This is a genomic window from Oceanicella sp. (genome assembly GCF_056449545.1).
On record NZ_JBWOMN010000015.1, the window covers coordinates 22,020 to 38,829 of the forward strand.

The window sequence follows — 16,810 nt, forward strand, 5'->3', positions numbered from 1 at the left end:
AGTCAAGTCAACAGATCTCCCGTCGGGAGAAATACAATCAGTATTGCTATTTGTATTTAACGAAAAATTGAACATATTCAATGAAAGCGCCCATATGGACGCTTATGTTCTTGCGCAGACCCAAAAATTCATATACATTAACAAACATTAGCGTTAGAGGATGTTCGCCTCGGATTCATACGTCATGCCAGCGTTGTAGACGTTCCTTCCTGATGGAGACCCCTCAATGAAGCAAAAATGCATAACCCTGCCGCTCGCGGCGGCTTTCCTGGCGGGAAGCGCGTTGAGCGCGGCCGCCGTGTCAACGAATCTCGACTTCGCAAAGTTCATCGATGGCGGCGGCGTCTATGGCGCCGGAGTCGGCGAGCAGGCAGTCGAAGGTTTCATCGGCAATCCGCTGTCCGTGAACGGCGTCGCCGTTTCCGCCACGGGCTGGAATGACGCTTTCGACGATTCCAGCAACTACGCCTATCTCGACAGCGGAAATGCCGGCATCGGCGTCTGCAAGGCTCTCAGCGGCAGTCAGTGCAATCCTGGCGGCGACGACAACCTGAGTTCCGGCGAAGGCCTGCGGCTGGAGTTCGCGCAGGATTGGAAGATCGAGAAGATCTGGTTCCGCAACGCCAGTCACGGCACGAGCTTCAACGCCTCGTCCGAAGTCAACATCAACGGCATGGACTACGCGTTGACGAGCCTGCTCGATTTCGGCATGTCGCCGCTGATCGGCAAGATCTTCGACTTCAAATACGGCAGCCCCGACAGCCAGCAGATGTACATCTCGGCGATCGACGTGTCGCCGGTGCCGATCCCGGCGGGCATTCTGCTGCTGGTCAGCGGCATGGCCGGCTTCGGCTACGTCTTTCGCAAGCGCAACGCCGCGTGACCGGATGGCCGGGCGCACGCGCCGGGCCGCAACAAACAACCGACAGGATCGGTTGCAGGCAGGCCCCTCGCGGCGCGGGGGGCCTGTTTTTCCGCGTCATCCCCTGGCGCGGTAGCGGGTGCGCGCGGCGCTGGCCTCCAGCAGCCAGCTTTCGACGCTGCTTTGTTCGGCGAAGCCCGGGCGCGCCTCGGGCCGCAGCAGGTAGTAGCCATGACTGGTGCGCACGTCGAGCGCCCCCAGCGGGCGCACCAGCTTGCCCGCGGCCAGCAGCCGATCCACCAGATGCCCCCAGCCCAGCGCCACGCCCAGCCCCTCGACCGCCGCCTGAATCGCCAGCGGATAGGTGTTGAACAGCGCCGCCTCGTCCAGCTCCAGCCCCGCCGCGCCGTTATGGGCCAGCCAGTCCCGCCAGTTCATCCATTCGGTATGGGCGCTCGACACCTCGATCAGCGCGTGCTCGGGCAGGCGCGCCAGATCGGCGATCCCGGGATTGGCGGCCAGAAACCCCGGCGCGCAGACCGGGAAGATGGTCTCGCCGAACAGCAGCCGCGCCCGGTAGCCCGGCCAGTCGCCGTCGCCGCGCAGGATCGTCAGGTCCACAGTGTCGGCGAGGCATTCCTGGTCGCTGTCCGAGGCCACCAGCATGATCTTCAAGTGCCGGTTGGCGCGGTTGAACAGCCGCAGCCGCGGCATCAGCCACAGCGCCGCCACCGAATTCGTCGCCGCCAGCGTCACCGCGTTGCGCCGGTTGCGCGAAAGCATCTCGCGCGAGGAGTCGCGCAGCGATTCCAGCGCCGGGCCGACCTTGTCGAGCAGGCTCCGCCCCTGCGGCGTCAGCCGAATGGAGCGATGCCCGCGCAGGAACAGCGGCACGTCGTAATGCAGTTCCAGCAGCCGCACCTTGCGGCTGATCGCGGTCTCGCTGATGTTGAGGTCGCGCGAGGCGCCCGCAAAGCTCTGGCGCAGCGCCGCGGCTTCGAAGGCCAGAAGGTAATCCAGCGGCGGCAGCACATTGGTTTTTCGCGGCATTTTCAGCGCCACCCCGATGATCAGCGTCGCGTTGCGGCGCGGCGCCTTCCAGACCTGGCGGCGGCCATCCGACGGACTCGCGCGCCGGCGCCCCCCACAACGCATTGATAAAAGCATGACAATCCGCATTTGCCAGCAAAAACTCAGGGCAAAGCCCCTTATTTTTCTATGCTGCGATGCGCAGGCCTTCCCCCACAATGGTCCCAGATCGGAGAGCCGGAACTCTCCGACGTCAGAACAGTTCGACAATACAGTTCGATTCAGGGAGCCATCATGAAACTGAAACATACGCTTTGCGTCGCCGCGCTGGCGATCGCCACGTCCCCCGCCCACGCCGCCGACAGCAGCGACCCCATCGTCATCCCCATCCACAACTGGTCCTCGCAGATCGTGATGAGCAACGTGGTCGGGCAGATCTTCGAATCCATGGGCGCCAATGTGGAATACGTCACCACCGACAGTCAGGCGGTGTATGAATCGGTGCGCAGCGGCGACGTGACGCTGGAGCTGGAGGTCTGGGAGGGCGCATTCGGCGCATCCTTCCGCGCCGCGATGGAAAAGGGCGGCATCGTCGACGCCGGGGACCACAACGCGGTGACGCGCGAGGACTGGTGGTATCCGCTCTGGACCAAGGAGGCCTGCCCCGGCCTGCCCGACTGGAAGGCGCTCGACGCCTGCGCCGCCGCCTTCGCCACGCCGGAGACCGGCGACAAGGGGCGGTTCCTGGGCGGTCCGGTGGACTGGCTGAAGCACGATCAGGAACGCGTGGATTCGCTCAACCTGAATTTCGTCGTGGTGAACGCCGGTTCGGCCGCCGCGATCTGGGCTGAAATCGGCGCCGCCGAGAAGGACAAGAAACCGGTCGTGGTGTTCAACTGGACTCCGAATTTCGCCGAAGCCGTCTGGCCGGGCGAATTCGTCGAGTTCCCCAAATGGGTCGATGGCTGCGACAAGGACCCGAGCGTCGGCCCCAACCCCAACGCCACCTATGACTGCGGCAACCCGGCCACCGGCTATCTGAAGAAAGCCGCCTGGGCGGGCATGAAGGACAAATGGCCCGACGCCTACGCGACGCTGACGAAGATCTCCTTCACCAACCCGCAGATCGCGCAGATGGCCAAGCTGGTGGACATCGACGACATGGAGCCCGAAGACGCCGCCGCCGAGTGGCTCGCCAACAATGAAAGCGTCTGGAAAGGCTGGACCAAGTAGCGCCGTCGACCCTTTCCAGACATTTCCCCGCCCGGCCTGATCGGGCGGGGTTTTACAGGAGAACCCCATGAGCGACGGCACCCCGGTGATTTCCTGCAGGAACGTTTCGAAATTCTTTGGCGCGGACGCCGAAAAATACCTGGCGTCGATGCCCGAGGACCGATCCTTCGAGGACATCCGCCGCGACGGCTACATCGCGGCGGTGCGCAATGTCTCGCTGGACATCTCGAAAGGCGAGATGCTGGTGATCATGGGCCTGTCGGGGTCGGGCAAGTCGACGCTGGTGCGCTGCCTGTCGCGGCTGATCGACATCACCGGCGGGCAGGTGACGGTGGACGGGCAGGACATCATGGCGCTCAGCGAACGCGAGCTGATCGAGCTGCGCCGCTCCAAGATGGGCATGGTGTTCCAGAGCTTCGGCCTGCTGCCCCACCGCACGGTGCTGGAAAACGTCGCCTTCCCCCTGGAAATGCGCGGGCAGGACCGCCACGACCGCCGCGACCGGGCGCTTGAGGTCATCAAGCTGGTGGGGCTGGAGGGGCGCGAGGAATACTTTCCGCGCGAATTGTCCGGCGGCCAGCAGCAGCGGGTGGGCATCGCCCGGTCGCTGGCCATCGAGCCCGACATCTGGTTCCTGGATGAACCCTTCTCGGCCCTGGATCCGCTGATCCGGCGGGAAATGCAGGATGAATTCCTGCGCCTGCAGGACATGCTGGGCAAGACCATCGTCTTCATCACCCATGATTTCGACGAGGCCCTGCGGCTCGCCGACCGCATCGCCATCATGAAGGACGGCGCGGTGGAGCAATGCGACACCCCCGACCGCATCGTGCTGAACCCGGCCACCGAATACGTGGCGAAATTCACCGAGGAAATCGAAAAGGCCCGCGTGGTGCACGCCGCGGTGCTGGCGCGGCCGCTGAACGGGCAGGCGCCCGAGGGCGAACCGGTGCCCGCCGACGCCACCATCCGCAGGCTGGCCCGCCGACTGGTGAACGACGCGCGCGTCTCCATCCCCGTGGCCGACGCCGACGGCGCCATCATCGGCGCCATGAACCGGCAGGCGGCGCTGGACCTGCTGCTGGGAGAGGACTGATGAGCGCCGCCGCCGCCGCCGCCGCGGACGGGATTGCGCCGTCAAGCCGCAGGACCATGGCCCTGATCCTGCTGGCGCTGGCCGTGGCGCTGGCGCTGGCGCGGCCCGTGCTGCCGGATTTCCTGGTGCGGGTCCCGGACTGGGCGGTGCTGCCCTATGACGTCTGGCTGCAAAAGCTGTTCGATTTCATCAAGGACGATCTGGGGCTGCTATACCTGACGCGCACGATCTCCGCCGGGCTGGAATGGCTGCTCGACATCACCGCGAACCTGCTTTACGGCAAGCGCCGCTGGCCCGATCTGGGGCCGATCCCCTGGACCGCCATCGCCGCCGCCGCCGCGATCACCGGCTACTGGCTGGGCGGCTGGCGGCTGGCGCTGCTGGCCGGCGGCGCGCTGGTCTGGACGGCGTTGATCGGCCAGTGGAAGCTGGCGATGCAGACCATGTCGGTGATCGTTGTCGCCGCCCCCGTGGCCTTCGCCGTCGGGCTGGTTCTGGGGGTGCTGGCCTGGCGGTCGCGGCGCTTCGAGACCGCCCTGCGCCCGACGCTCGCCGTGCTCCAGACCCTGCCGTTCTTCACCTACCTGCTGCCGGCGGTGATCTTCTTCAAGGTGGGCCCCGCCGCCGCCAGCGTCGCCACCATCGTCTACGCCATCCCGCCCATGGTGCTGATGACCACGCTGGGGCTGAAGAAGGTCTCCAACGAGATCGTCGAGAGCGGCCACATGAGCGGCGCCACCCGCTGGCAGATGCTGCGCCACGTCTACATCCCGGCGGCGCGCACCGAGATTCTGGTCGGCGTCAACCAGGTGATCATGCTCAGCCTCGCCATGGTGGTGCTGACCGCCTTCATCGGCATGCCCGGGCTGGGGGCGAAGCTGCTGGCGCTGATGAATTCGCTGAAACTGGGGCGCAGTTTCGAGATCGGCGTCACCATCGTGCTGTTCGCGGTGATGCTGGACCGGCTGTCCAAGGCCTGGGTGGTCAAGCAGCCGGAGCATTTCGAACGCGGCGCGCCGTGGTGGAAGCGGCATTTCCACCTGCTGCTCGGCATCGCCGCCTTCGCGCTGTTCATCGCCGTGGCGCAGGTCGTGCAGATCGCCGACCACATCACCCGCGCGCAGGATCTGTCCATGGGCAAGCAGATCGACGGGGTGATCAAGGCGTTCCTCAACATCGAGATCATCCAGTCGACCACGCAATGGCTGCGCTGGTTTCTGATCACCTGGGTGCTGATCCCGTTTCGCAACGGGCTGCTGTGGCTGCCCTCGCTCAGCATCGTTTTCGCGGCGGCGGCGCTGGGCTGGCTGGTGGGCGGGCGCAGATCGGCGCTGATCACCGGCGGCTTCTTCGCCATGGTGGCGCTGACCGGCTGGTGGGACCGCTCGATCATCACCCTTTACGCAGTCACGGCGGCGGTGTTCCTGGCGGCGCTGATCGGGCTGCCGCTGGGGGTCGCGGCGGCGCGCAATTCCCGCTGGGCCGGGCCGATCCTGCTGATCTGCGACACCGCCCAGACCTTCCCGAGCTTCATCTACCTGATCCCGGCGATCATGCTGTTCGGGGTCAATGACGTGGCGGTGGTCTTCGCCATCCTGATCTTCGCCACCGTGCCGCTGGTGCGCTACACCGTCGAGGGCCTGCGCGGCGTGCCGCCGGAGATGATCGAGGCCGCCGACATGTCCGGCGCCACGCGCAGCCAGAAACTCTGGTCAGTGCAACTGCCGCTGGCGCTGCCCACCATGGCCGTGGGCTTCAACCAGGCGATCATGTTCGCCTTCTTCATGGTCATCATCGCCGCCTTCATCGGCACCCAGGATCTGGGGCAGGAGCTGCAAAAGACGCTTGCGGGCAACCAGCTTGGCAAGAATCTGGTGCTCGGCCTCTGCGTCGCGATGATGGCGCTGGCGATCGATCACGTGATCATGCGCTGGGCCGAGGCCCGCAAGGACGCGCTGGGAGTCGGTCAGTGAATTTCCGCGCGTCGTTCGAAACGCCGGCGGAGCGGCGCGGCGTGCTGCGCCCCGGGCTGCCGGTCCTGCCCCATGGCGTCGAACGTCACCCGGTCCCGGGCGGCGGATCGCGCACGGTCGCCATCCGCGCCGGCGACGAGATCATCGTGCTCGATCGCGACGGCATGCAGCCTGGCGAACTGGTGTTCTTCGCGCCCGACGGCCGGTCGGACGCGGCGATGCTGGGGGCCGCCGGGCGCGGGGCGCCCAGCGGCGTGCAGTCGGTTCTCGCCCATGGCGATCCGTCCGGCGCCGCGGTGCTGCGCGCGCTGGACCGCGCCGGGTTCGACCTGGGGCGCGGCGACGCGGTGCGGGTGTTCGCCGAAAGCTCGCGCCCCGGCGACAGCGCCGCCTTCACCGCCGCCTGCGACGGGCTGCTGATCCTCGCCGCCCCCGGCGGCCCCATGGCCCCCGAGGACCAGAACCCGCCCAGCGAGCTGATCCTTTACCTGCGCCGCGCCCATCCCGGACCGGGCAAGCCGGGGTTGGGCAAGGCCGGGCTGAACGGGGCGGGGCTGAACGGGGCGGGGGCGCCGCCCGACCCGCTCGCCGATCCGCTGCTGGATTTCAACATCCGGCCCGGGCAGGCGGTGACCTACGAGGTGAACAAGGGCGATTTCATCCAGATCCTCGACGTGCAGGGTCGGGAATGTTCGGATTTCCAGGCCTTCTCGCGCCGCGCGCTGGATCGGGGCGAAGAACGCGAGATCGACCCCACCACCACCCGCGCGCTGATGGGCGCGCTGTATCCGGCGCCGGGGATCTTTTCCAAATACTGGACCGTCGATCAGCAGCCGCTGGTGGAGATCGTGCAGGACACCTGCGGGCGTCACGACATGTTCGGGCTGGCCTGCACCGCGCGCTATTACGAAGATCTCGGCTATCCCGGCCATGTCAATTGCTCGGACAACATGAACGCCGAACTGGCGCTTTTCGGGCTGCGCGAACGCGCCGGCTGGCCGGCGATCAACTTCTTCTTCAACACCATGCTCGACGCGGCCAACGCCATCACCATGGACGAACCCTGGTCGCGCCCCGGCGACTACGTGCTGCTGCGCGCCCTTGACGATCTGGTCTGCGTCTCCACCGCATGCCCCTGCGACGTGGACCCGGCGAATGGCTGGAACCCCACGGACATCCAGATCCGCACCCATGACGCGGCGGCGGGCTTTCGCCGATCCGTCGGTTACCGAAAGACAGCGGAGGCAGATGTGAAAGACACCAAGGAAACCGGCTTTCACCAGTGCTTTGCCCGCCACACGCGGGATTTCGTCGAATACAACGGCTACTGGCTGCCCAACGCCTTCATCGGCGAGGGCGCGATCGCCGAATACTGGGCCTGTCGCGAAAAGGCCGCGGTGATGGACCTGTCGCCGCTGCGCAAATACGAGGTCACCGGCCCGGACGCCGAGGCGCTGATGCAGCTTTGCGTCACCCGCAACATGAAGAAGCTCGGCGTCGGGCAGGTGGTCTACACCGCCATGTGCTACGACCATGGCGGCATGATCGACGACGGCACCGTGTATCGGCTGGGCGAGATGAATTTCCGCTGGATCGGCGGCAATGACGCCAGCGGGCTGTGGCTGCGCGAACAGGCCGAAAAGCGCGGGCTCGACGTCTGGGTGCGGGATTCCACCGACCAGCTGCACAACATCGCGGTGCAGGGGCCGCTGTCGCGCGATATCATGCGCGAGATATTCTGGACCCCGCCCACCCAGCCCAGCATCGACGAACTGGGCTGGTTTCGCCTGACCGTGGCGCGCATCGGCGACCTGCGCGGCGCCTCGGCGGTGATCAGCCGCACCGGCTATTCCGGCGAACTGGGCTACGAAATCTTCTGCCACCCCAAGGATGCGCCGGCGATGTTCGACCGGGTGTGGGAGGTCGGCGCGCCGCTGGGCCTGAAACCGCTGGGCCTCGGCGCGCTGGACATGCTGCGCATCGAGGGCGGGCTGATCTTCGCCGGCAGCGAATTCGACGACCAGACCGACCCGTTCGAGGCCGGCATCGGCTTCACCGTGCCGCTGAAATCAAAGACCGACGATTTCATCGGCCGCGCGGCGCTGGAGGCCCGCAAGGCGCATCCGCAGCGAAAGCTCGTGGGGCTGGACATCGAAGGCGGCATCGTGCCCACGCCCGGCGATTGCGTGCGCATGGGCCGCGCGCAGATCGGCGAGGTGACCTCGGCGATGAAATCGCCGATTCTGGGCAAGACCATCGCGCTGGCGCGGCTTGCCGTCGACCATGCCGCGCCGGGAACCGATGTGGAAGTCGGGCGGCTTGACGGCCAGCAGATGCGCCTGCGCGCGCGGGTCTGCGCGTTCCCGCATTTCGATCCGACCAAATCCCGGGTGAAGGGCGTCTACGACTGATCCGGCCCGATCAGGGCCCCGATCCCCGCCCTTTCCCGATCCCGCCGCGCTCAGGCCACGCCTTTCAGCATTTCGCGGGCGCTGTGCACGTCGCTGGTGTCCAGCCCCTCGGTGACCGCGTCGCAGGCCGGGCGCAGCACCTCGCCCACCCGCCGCTGCTGGCCGTTTGCGGCAAGCAGCCGCGACAGGCCCAGCCGCGCGCGCAGATCCCAGCCCAGCGCCTGCTGGCGGCGCGCCACGTCCATGGCCTTGCGGTATTCCCGCTCGGCGCGCGCCGCGTCGCCCAGCGCCGCCTGCACCACCTCGGCGATGATGATGTGGGTCTCGGCCTCCTGCGATCGCTCGCCGGTCCGGGCGGCCATGGCGTCCAGCCCCTCCAGCGTCGCCAACGCCTCATCCATCCGCCCGTCGCGCATCAGAATCCGGGCGTGATTGCCGGTGAAATGCGCCATGTGGTAACCGACGCCGAATGACTGGCAGGCTTTCAGCGCCGCCTGGCTGACCTGCACCGCCTCGCCGGTCTCCCCCAGCTTGCTCAACGCCCGCGCGCGCCAGAACGAGGTGAAGACGCCGAGGAAATCATAGCCGAAATCCCGCGCCATGTCGGTCCCTGCATCGGCGCGCTCCAGCACCAGTTCGGTCTGCCCGGTCAGGTCCGGGATCCGAACCCCCGCCGTGCTGTAGGCGTAGACGAGGCTGTAGGGGTCATTCAGTTCGCGCGCGTAGTCCAGCACCGCGTCGCAGGCCCTGGTCGCCTGATCCGCGCGCCCGATCGCCCACAGCGCCAGCGCGCTGAAGCTGTCGCTGATGACCCGCGGATCGGCGGCGGACAGGCGCGGGCCGTCCTGCGCCCAGGCGCCCTGATCATAGAGCGCCGCCAGCGCCCGCGCGCTGGCGAGCGAATCCCGAAACCGCCCGCGATTGTAATGCGACCAGGCGAGCATCGAGGCCGCGTAGACCTGATATCGCGGCGTCGACGCCGCATCGGCCGCCACGCATAGCTGGTCGATCGTGGATTCGCCGGCGCGCAGATCGCCTTTCATGGTCTCGAACGCGCCAAGCCCATACAGCACCGCGAAACGCAGATCCAGGTTGCCGACCGTGTCGCACAGCGCCCGCGCCCGCATGAACGCCGCCTGCGCCTGCGGCGAGGCGTAGCTTGTGGCGGCGAAATGCACCACGCCCAGCGTCGATTGCAGCTTCAGTTCCAGCGTCTCGCGTTCAGGCCGCGCGGCGATCGCGCCGACATGCGCCAGCCCCTGGCCGAGATGCGCCAGCGCCTCCTTCGCGGCGGCGCGCCGCCAGGCGCCCTGCCCGGCGGCAAGCCAATGCGCCGCCGCCTCGCCGCCCAGCCCGGCCCGGCTGAAATGATAGGCGACGTATTCGGGCTCGGTCTCGCAGCGTTCGGGGAAACTGGCGACCATGGTGCGCGCAATGCTTTCGTGCAGCGCCTGCCGGTTGCGCTTGAGGATCGATTGATAGGCGGCGTCCTGCACCAGCGCGTGGCGAAACATCCAGGCTTCGCGGGACTGGCTGCGCAGGCGGGTCACCAGGTCCTCGCGTTCCAGCGAGACCAGCGCCGCGCGCAATTCCGCCCCCGACCAGCCAGAGATCGCGGACAGCAGGTCGAGATCGAATTCCCGCCCGATCACCGCGCCGATCTGCGCCACCTCGCGCACATCCTGCAGCCGGTCAAGTCGCGCCATCAGCGAATCCTGCAGCGTCGCGGGCACCACATGCTCGCCGTCGCGCTCCAGGTCTCCATCCGCCGCCTGCGCGTCGCGCCGGACGATGTAACGGGTCAGTTCCTCGACGAACAGCGGGATGCCGTCGGTGCGGTCCAGCAAGGTGCGGCGCAATTCCCCCGGCACCGAGGCGCCGGCGGCCACATGGGCGATGATCCGCGCCGAGTCCTCGGTCGTCAGCCGCCCGAGGTCGCAGCGCCGCACATGCGCCATGTCCACCCAGGCAGGTTCGAATTCCGGGCGAAACGAAACCACCAGATGCACCCGCAGATCCGGCAGCCGCCGCATCAGCGCGTCGAACGCCTCAAGCGTGGTCGGATCGACCCAATGGGCGTCCTCGAACAGCAGCAGCACCGGGCGTTCCGCGGCCAGCACCTCCACCTGCTCCACCATCGCCTCGATGGTGCGCCGTTTCTGCAGCGCCGGCGACAGGCGCAGCGGCGCGAAACGATCCAGCGGCAGCGACAGCAAGGACGCGAACAGCGCGCCGAAGCGGTCGGCCCGGTCCGGGCCCAGATTGTCCAGCAACAGATCCTGCAGCTTGTCGAGCCGGGTTTCCTGGTCGTCGCCGGCCGCAAAACGCGCCGCGTGCTTGATCTGGCGGCGGATGGGGTGGAGAGCGGAATTGGCAAAGCGCGCCCGGCCCTGATAGCGCAGCACCACCGGCGCGTCGGACTGGATCCGGGCCTCCAGTTCCTCCAGCAGGCGGCTCTTGCCGATCCCCGGCTCGCCGCTCAGCAGCGTCGCCCGACCGCCGTCGCCCGCCGCCGCCGCCCGCCAGTCGCCCAGCAGCAGATCCATCTCGGCGCACCGCCCCACCAGCGGCGACGGCGTGGACAGGCGTCGCGCCTCGACCCGCGCCTCGGGCTCGGATTCGCCCAGCACGCGCCATGCGGCGACCGGCGCCGCAAAGCCCTTCAACCGCTGCGGACCAAGCGATTCCAGCCGGAACGCGTCGCCGATCAACGCTTTCGCACCGCCGTCGATCACCACCGCATCGGGCCAGGCGACGCCTTGCAGACGGGCCGCGAGGTTGGGCGTCTCGCCCGAGGCCACCGAGGATTCGACCACCCCGCGGCCGATCATGTCGCCCACCACCACCAGCCCGGTGGCGATGCCGATCCGCGCCTGCAGCTTGATGTCGTGACCGGTGCGGAGCGCGGCGATCGCCTCGATGATGCGCAGCGCCGCCTGCACCGCGCGCTCGGCGGCGCGCTCGAAGGCGGTGGGATAGCCGAAATAGATCATCACCCCGTCGCCGAGAAACTTGGCCACATGGCCGCCGTAGCTCACCGCGGTTTCGGACACGGTCTCCTGATACAGCCGCATGAGATCCCGGTAATCCTCCGGATCGATCATGCCGGAAATCTGCGTGGACCCCACCAGATCGCAGAACAGAATGGACAGCTGGCGGCGTTCGGGCGCCCCGGCGGTGGCCGCGCGGCGCGCCGGGGCCGGGGCGGACCCGGGCCGGGCGTTTTCGTCATGGCCGGGCGGCGGATCGAAGTCCGGGCCTGCGTCAACGCCCGGGTCGGACTCCAGCGCGGGCCTGAGCAGCGCCAGCCGATGCCCCAGCGGCTCCACGCCGATATCCCTCAGCAGGTCATGCGTAAGCTCGCCCAGAACATCCACGCCGATTTCATGCCGCTCGAACAGATCAGCGTATTGCTGCAGGTTCCTGCGTTCCAGCCATCGACGTATCTCGCTCACCGTGGATCGCTCCTGCGCCCGCGTCCCCGTCTGCGGCCGTCGGCGCGGTATTCCCAGAACAGCGGCCCGAGGCCGCGCCCCTGCCCCGACCACAGGCTGCGCGGCAGGAAATCCCAGAACAGCGTGCCCAGATCCTGCGGCAGCCGGTCGCCCTGAGCGGACGGCCCCTGTCGGCGCGACGGGCGCGACGGGCGCGCCGCGCCGTAGCCCGCGGCGTCGTTGGCCATCGACCACAGCTTCGCCCCGGCGGCCAGCGGCGCCCAGACGACTTTCAGCGCCGCGAACAATTCGGGCGGGTAGTGATCGGGCTCGATCACCGTGATCGGATCCCCGACGCCGGCGCGCCGACGCACCGCCTCGGCGGCGTTGAGCCCGCTGATCACCGCGCCCTCGATGGTCGAGACATCGGCAAGATTGCGCACGTAAGTCCCGGCAAGGAACAGATTTTCCAGCGCCGTGCCGGTGGTGGGCCGGTATTCCCAGCTGCCGACCATGTTGGCGAACAGCTCCTCGCCGGTGTTCATTTCGATCGAAGTGTGGCGCAGGTTGATCTCCTCGAGGTCGAGATCGATGCTGCGCCGCACCTGGTCCAGAACGTATTCGATCGCCGTGGTCGGGCGATCCAGATTCAGCACCAGGTCGCCGTTTTCGTCGCGGCGTTCCGAGGGCACGCAAAGCAGGCTCTTCACATCGGACACGGTGATGTAGAGAAACGTCGTCCGCTGATCGGGCCACAGCTGCGAATAGTCCAGAAAGGTCATCTGGTACTTGGCGTCCATGAACACGGTGACATCGTCAGGAATGTCGTGGCGCTTCACCTTCAGATGCAGTTCGACCGAGGCCATGGGTTCGGCTTGCAGGTAGCGCAATTCGCCCAGTTGCGGGTCGGCGTTGTAAAGATCGTTCGTGACCAGATCGGCCATCATGCCCGGCGTCACCGAGACGATGACGTCGTCCTCGGCCACCGGCACGACGACCGGCTTGCCCTCCGGGCGCCACCCGCCGCCGTCGCCGATCCCCTTGCCGGGGCCGCGCGGGTTGACCGAGGGCGACTTGTCCACCCGATCAAAGGTCAGCGTCGCGATTTTCGCGCCCGTCGCCGCCGGTTCGATGCGCTTCAGCCGGTGCTTGAACTTCAGGTCGAACCTGTCGCCGAAGCCCTTCAACTTGCGCAGCAACGGGCGCAGCAGCATGTCGTGCTTGTTGCCGCGCAGCAGCCAGAGCTGGGGCGTCGGCACGCGGTTGCCGTATTTCAGAAACGTCCGATAGCTTTTCGCCGAGGCCTGATCGCTGGAAATCGCCCACACCGTTTCCCACACCTTCTGGTGCAGCATGGCCGTGCCTTCGGTGGCGTAGGGTCGCGAATTCAGGAAAGCGTTCATCGAAAACCGGTCAAGCATGCGATCCCGGCCGATCGGCGTGGCCAGCAGATCGATCATGGAATACATGAACAGAAACAGCTCGGGCGGCGACGCGGCGCCGGAGGCGAGATTTCGCATCATGTCCTGCGGACCGCCGGGATTGACAAGTTCGGGCGGATCCGCAAGCCGCCCCGGATACAGGAATTTGAAAGCCTCGCGTGGCGAAAAGTTGTCTTCGATTCCAATCTCTTCCGCGATTTTCCAGAAGTTGTAATACCAGTTCATGAACATGTGGTAGCTGTGTTCGCGGCGCAACCCGGTGACAGGATCCTGATTGGCCCGCAGCATGCCGCCGACGAATTCATCCTGCTCATACAGGGTGACCTGAAAACCGCGCTCAAGAAGTCTGAGGCATGCAGTCAGTCCCGCGATTCCCGCTCCTACGACCACGACATTGCGCATGCGTCGCCCCTCTTTTTGAATATTGCCAGCTTCACCTCAACAACTTAGAGGTCAAAGACTACACGCAACGGATAGCCAGCAAATATGAGCGCCAGAGGTGATTGCCAGCGGCGACCATACACCAAATCAGCCGAATCACGCGCAAAATCTGTGAAGATTCTTTCCAGTCCGAGACTGTTCATGACATTCATGCATCTCAACGCGGCCTGAATGCCCGGCCCGCCGTCGCCCGCGATCCTCTTGGCGCGGCTGTTCGGCGCCGCTTCGATCTGTGACCGACGACACCGCAAACCGGCGCCCGGCGGCGCCCAGCCCCTGAAGGGGCGAGGCGCTACAGATCCTGCCGCACGATTTCGGTCACCAGCACGTCATTCACCGTCGGGCCGATCACCTTTCGCGCTGCGCGGCGGAGCGCGCCGCGCATGTCCTTCATCGCCTGGCCGCTGGTGAATGCGCCGCTGAACCCGCCGGATTGCGCATGCAGGAACAGGGCCTGCAGAAACGCGTCGCGCAGCTTGGGCTCCCGGCTGAACACGTCATCCGAACCGCCCGGCTCGATCTCGATCGACAGCGACAGGATCACAAGCGAGGCGATGGCGTTCTCGCGCACGATCGGCACGATGAACTGCTTGTTGAGGCGCACGTAATCGTAGTCGACGATTTCCGCCGGCGCCTCCTCTTCCATGGCGGCGTCTTGGCCTTCGCCCTCGCCGGGCTCGGCCATGCTCTCGGCGTCCGTCCCGGCATGCATCTCGCCATCGTCTTCCGGCGGCGGCTTGAGCAGGATGCCGGCCGCCACGCCGCCCGCCAGACCGACGAGCGCCAGAAGCAGGGGTATGAGCTTCTTCAACGATCCCTCCTAGAAAGGCAAAATGATGTCGGCGATCTGCTGGCCGTAGCGCGGCTGCTGAACATCGGTGATTTGTCCGCGACCGCCATAGGCGATCCGCGCCTCGGCGATCTTGTCATAGGTGATCTCGTTGCGGCGCGAGATGTCCTCGGGCCGCACCACGCCGGCCACCTGCAGATCGCGCAGTTCGAAATTGACGCGCACCTCCTGGTTGCCGGCGACCACCAGATGCCCGTTCGGCAGCACGTCGACCACGGTCACGGCGATGCGCAGGGTGATCTTCTCGTTGCGCTTGACCGAACCGCCGCCCGTGGAATTGGATTTCGACTTGATCGCCGCCGCAGGGTTGGTGCTGATCCCGAATGCGTTCTCGATGAGCGCCGGCGCGCCCAGAAGCGCGGAGACCGACAGATCCTCGGACCCCGAGCGACTGCGCTCGGTGTCGTTTTCGATCTCCGCCTTGTCATCGATCTCGATGACCACGGTCAGGATGTCGCCCAGCAGCTTGGCGCGCCGATCGCCGAACAGCGATGTGGGCCCGGAGCGCCACAGCGAACCGGTCATGTAGGCTTCCGGCGCCGGGGCCGGGCGCGGGGTCGCCAGCGCAACGCGCCTTTGGGTCAAGGGCGGGGCCGGATTCTCGGCGGTCCCGGGCGGCGTGAACGCCGGCGCCTTGCCGACGTTTTCAAGGCGCGAGCATCCGGCAATCGCGGCGATCGTCAGCACAGTGAACGCAAGCTGTTTCATCTGCTCACCTCCACGCTGGCGCGGCCGGCAACGCGACCGATCACGGTCAGCCGCGAATCGAGGTTCATCACCCGCACGCGCGCGCCGCGGCCGCCCCGATCCAGCGCACGGCCCTCCGCGAGAATCGTCAGCGCGCCGCGGTTATAGGAAAGCCGCACGATTTCATTGCGTTCCACCAGGGCCGGCGTCGCCAGATCGCCAGGCCGAATGGGCCGGCCGGGATAGATGGTCACCCGCGCCTCCATGCCGATCGCCGCGGCCGGATCGACGAGCGCGCCAAGATTTGCGGCCCCGGGGCTCGCGAATGCCAGATCGGCCATGGTGATCACGCTCTGACTCCGGATCGAACGCGCGGCGACCAGCACCTGTCCCGCAACGCTTGCCGATTCGATGCTGGACGCGACCGCGCCAATCGCCGCGGCGGTTTGCGCCGCGGCGCCCTGCAATGGGCTCGCCAGCGAGAGGACGCCGACGATCAGCGCCATCGCGCCTACGCCGCTCGGCCGCTTGTCAGCGCGCCGGGTCATCGGATCTGCGTCGTCGCGGCGAGCATCTGGTCAGCGGCCGTGATCACCTTGGCGTTGAGCTCGTAGCCGCGCTGCGCCTCGATCAGCTCGGTGATCTCGCGCACCGGGTCGACCGAGCTTTCTTCCAGAAATCCCTGACGAATGAAACCGCGGCCATCCACGCCGGGTTCGCCGATATTCGCCTGGCCGGACGCCTCCGTCTCCAGGAAGAGATTGTTGCCGATGGCCTCAAGCCCCTTCTGGTTGGAGAACGACGCAAGCGTGAATGCGCCAAGAAGCTGCGCATCGATCGAATCGTTGAAATAGGCGTAAACCTCGCCCTGTGGGTTGATGGTGATGGCGCGGGCGTCTTCCGGGATGGTGATTTCGGGTTTCACCGGATGGCCGTCTGATGTGACGATCAGGCCCTCGCCCGTGCGCTTCAGCGCGCCGTCTCGCGTGTAGGCGGTGACGCCGGAGGGGAGGTCGATCTCCAGATACCCGGCGCCCTGGATCGCGATGTCGAGATCGCCGCCAGTGTCCTCCAGCGCGCCCTGCGCCACGCTCATGGACACGGCCGCCGCGCGCACGCCCAGCCCGAGCTGAACCCCCGTGGGCAACACCGAACCGTTTGACGCGTTCACCGTGCCGGCGCGCTGGGCCTGCTGGTAGTGAAGGTCCGAAAACTCGGCGCGGCGTGTGTTGTAGGCGGTTGTGCTCATGTTCGCGAGGTTGTTCGAGATGACCTCCACTCGCATTTGCTGTGCCGCCATTCCGGTGGCCGCGATGCTCAGTGCGCGCATGTTTTTCTCCTTCTGGATTGGC

12 protein-coding genes are annotated in these 16,810 nt (G+C 66.7%); 5 read left to right on the plus strand and 7 right to left on the minus strand.

Translation table 11 applies throughout. The annotated features are described in order from the left end of the window. Positions 1–226: 226 nt before the first annotated feature. Complete coding sequence (locus AC1HC7_RS01770; protein WP_479498588.1) at positions 227–883, plus strand: VPLPA-CTERM sorting domain-containing protein; 657 nt, start codon at positions 227–229, stop codon at positions 881–883. A gap of 96 nt (positions 884–979) precedes the next feature. Here AC1HC7_RS01770 and AC1HC7_RS01775 read toward each other — a convergent pair whose 3' ends face one another. Beyond that, a complete protein-coding gene (locus AC1HC7_RS01775; RefSeq protein WP_479496940.1) occupies positions 980–1,912 on the minus strand; it encodes a LysR substrate-binding domain-containing protein in 933 nt (310 codons plus the stop codon). A 273-nt stretch (positions 1,913–2,185) separates the two neighbouring features. On the opposite strand from AC1HC7_RS01775, the gene AC1HC7_RS01780 reads away from it, so the two are divergent. The 4 genes from AC1HC7_RS01780 (at position 2,186) to AC1HC7_RS01795 (ending at position 8,604) form a co-directional block, all read left to right on the plus strand. Beyond that, positions 2,186–3,124 carry an ABC transporter substrate-binding protein gene (locus AC1HC7_RS01780; protein ID WP_479496941.1) on the plus strand — a complete coding sequence of 313 codons (939 nt, stop codon included), beginning with the start codon at positions 2,186–2,188 and terminating at the stop codon, positions 3,122–3,124. 67 nt (positions 3,125–3,191) lie between these two features. Then, on the plus strand, positions 3,192–4,220 hold the full coding sequence (locus AC1HC7_RS01785) for a quaternary amine ABC transporter ATP-binding protein (RefSeq protein WP_479496942.1): 1,029 nt from the start codon (positions 3,192–3,194) through the stop codon (positions 4,218–4,220). Continuing rightward, on the plus strand, positions 4,220–6,193 hold the full coding sequence (locus tag AC1HC7_RS01790) for an ABC transporter permease (protein ID WP_479498589.1): 1,974 nt from the start codon (positions 4,220–4,222) through the stop codon (positions 6,191–6,193). Before AC1HC7_RS01785 ends, AC1HC7_RS01790 begins: the two co-directional genes overlap by 1 nt. Next, positions 6,190–8,604 (plus strand): DUF1989 domain-containing protein, encoded by a 2,415-nt coding sequence (locus AC1HC7_RS01795; RefSeq protein ID WP_479498590.1) that lies wholly within the window; start codon positions 6,190–6,192, stop codon positions 8,602–8,604. Before AC1HC7_RS01790 ends, AC1HC7_RS01795 begins: the two co-directional genes overlap by 4 nt. A 50-nt stretch (positions 8,605–8,654) precedes the next feature. Here AC1HC7_RS01795 and AC1HC7_RS01800 read toward each other — a convergent pair whose 3' ends face one another. From AC1HC7_RS01800 to flgG, 6 genes are all read right to left on the minus strand, one after another. Continuing rightward, positions 8,655–12,059, minus strand: coding sequence for an adenylate/guanylate cyclase domain-containing protein (locus AC1HC7_RS01800; protein ID WP_479496945.1), 3,405 nt, complete (start codon positions 12,057–12,059; stop codon positions 8,655–8,657). Further along, the gene (locus AC1HC7_RS01805) at positions 12,056–13,882 is read right to left on the minus strand and encodes an FAD-dependent oxidoreductase (protein ID WP_479496946.1); all 1,827 of its coding nucleotides are present in this window, start codon (positions 13,880–13,882) and stop codon (positions 12,056–12,058) included. Before AC1HC7_RS01805 ends, AC1HC7_RS01800 begins: the two co-directional genes overlap by 4 nt. 331 nt (positions 13,883–14,213) lie before the next feature. Continuing rightward, positions 14,214–14,732 carry a flagellar basal body-associated FliL family protein gene (locus AC1HC7_RS01810; RefSeq protein WP_479496947.1) on the minus strand — a complete coding sequence of 173 codons (519 nt, stop codon included), beginning with the start codon at positions 14,730–14,732 and terminating at the stop codon, positions 14,214–14,216. A gap of 9 nt (positions 14,733–14,741) precedes the next feature. After that, positions 14,742–15,479, minus strand: a complete 738-nt coding sequence (flgH, locus tag AC1HC7_RS01815) for a flagellar basal body L-ring protein FlgH (RefSeq protein WP_479498591.1) — start codon at positions 15,477–15,479, stop codon at positions 14,742–14,744. Then, positions 15,476–15,964, minus strand: coding sequence for a flagellar basal body P-ring formation chaperone FlgA (flgA, locus tag AC1HC7_RS01820; protein ID WP_479496949.1), 489 nt, complete (start codon positions 15,962–15,964; stop codon positions 15,476–15,478). Before flgA ends, flgH begins: the two co-directional genes overlap by 4 nt. 38 nt (positions 15,965–16,002) lie before the next feature. Further along, positions 16,003–16,788 (minus strand): flagellar basal-body rod protein FlgG, encoded by a 786-nt coding sequence (gene flgG, locus AC1HC7_RS01825; RefSeq protein ID WP_479496950.1) that lies wholly within the window; start codon positions 16,786–16,788, stop codon positions 16,003–16,005. Positions 16,789–16,810: the final 22 nt, after the last annotated feature.

Coding starts and splice junctions, on each gene's coding strand:
- AC1HC7_RS01785 (WP_479496942.1), top strand. CDS start 3,192: ATGAGCGACGGCACCCCGGTGATTTCCTGCAGGAACGTTTCGAAATTC.
- AC1HC7_RS01790 (WP_479498589.1), top strand. CDS start 4,220: ATGAGCGCCGCCGCCGCCGCCGCCGCGGACGGGATTGCGCCGTCAAGC.
- flgG (WP_479496950.1), bottom strand. CDS start 16,788: ATGCGCGCACTGAGCATCGCGGCCACCGGAATGGCGGCACAGCAAATG.
- flgA (WP_479496949.1), bottom strand. CDS start 15,964: ATGGCGCTGATCGTCGGCGTCCTCTCGCTGGCGAGCCCATTGCAGGGC.
- flgH (WP_479498591.1), bottom strand. CDS start 15,479: ATGAAACAGCTTGCGTTCACTGTGCTGACGATCGCCGCGATTGCCGGA.
- AC1HC7_RS01780 (WP_479496941.1), top strand. CDS start 2,186: ATGAAACTGAAACATACGCTTTGCGTCGCCGCGCTGGCGATCGCCACG.
- AC1HC7_RS01775 (WP_479496940.1), bottom strand. CDS start 1,912: ATGCCGCGAAAAACCAATGTGCTGCCGCCGCTGGATTACCTTCTGGCC.
- AC1HC7_RS01770 (WP_479498588.1), top strand. CDS start 227: ATGAAGCAAAAATGCATAACCCTGCCGCTCGCGGCGGCTTTCCTGGCG.
- AC1HC7_RS01805 (WP_479496946.1), bottom strand. CDS start 13,882: ATGCGCAATGTCGTGGTCGTAGGAGCGGGAATCGCGGGACTGACTGCA.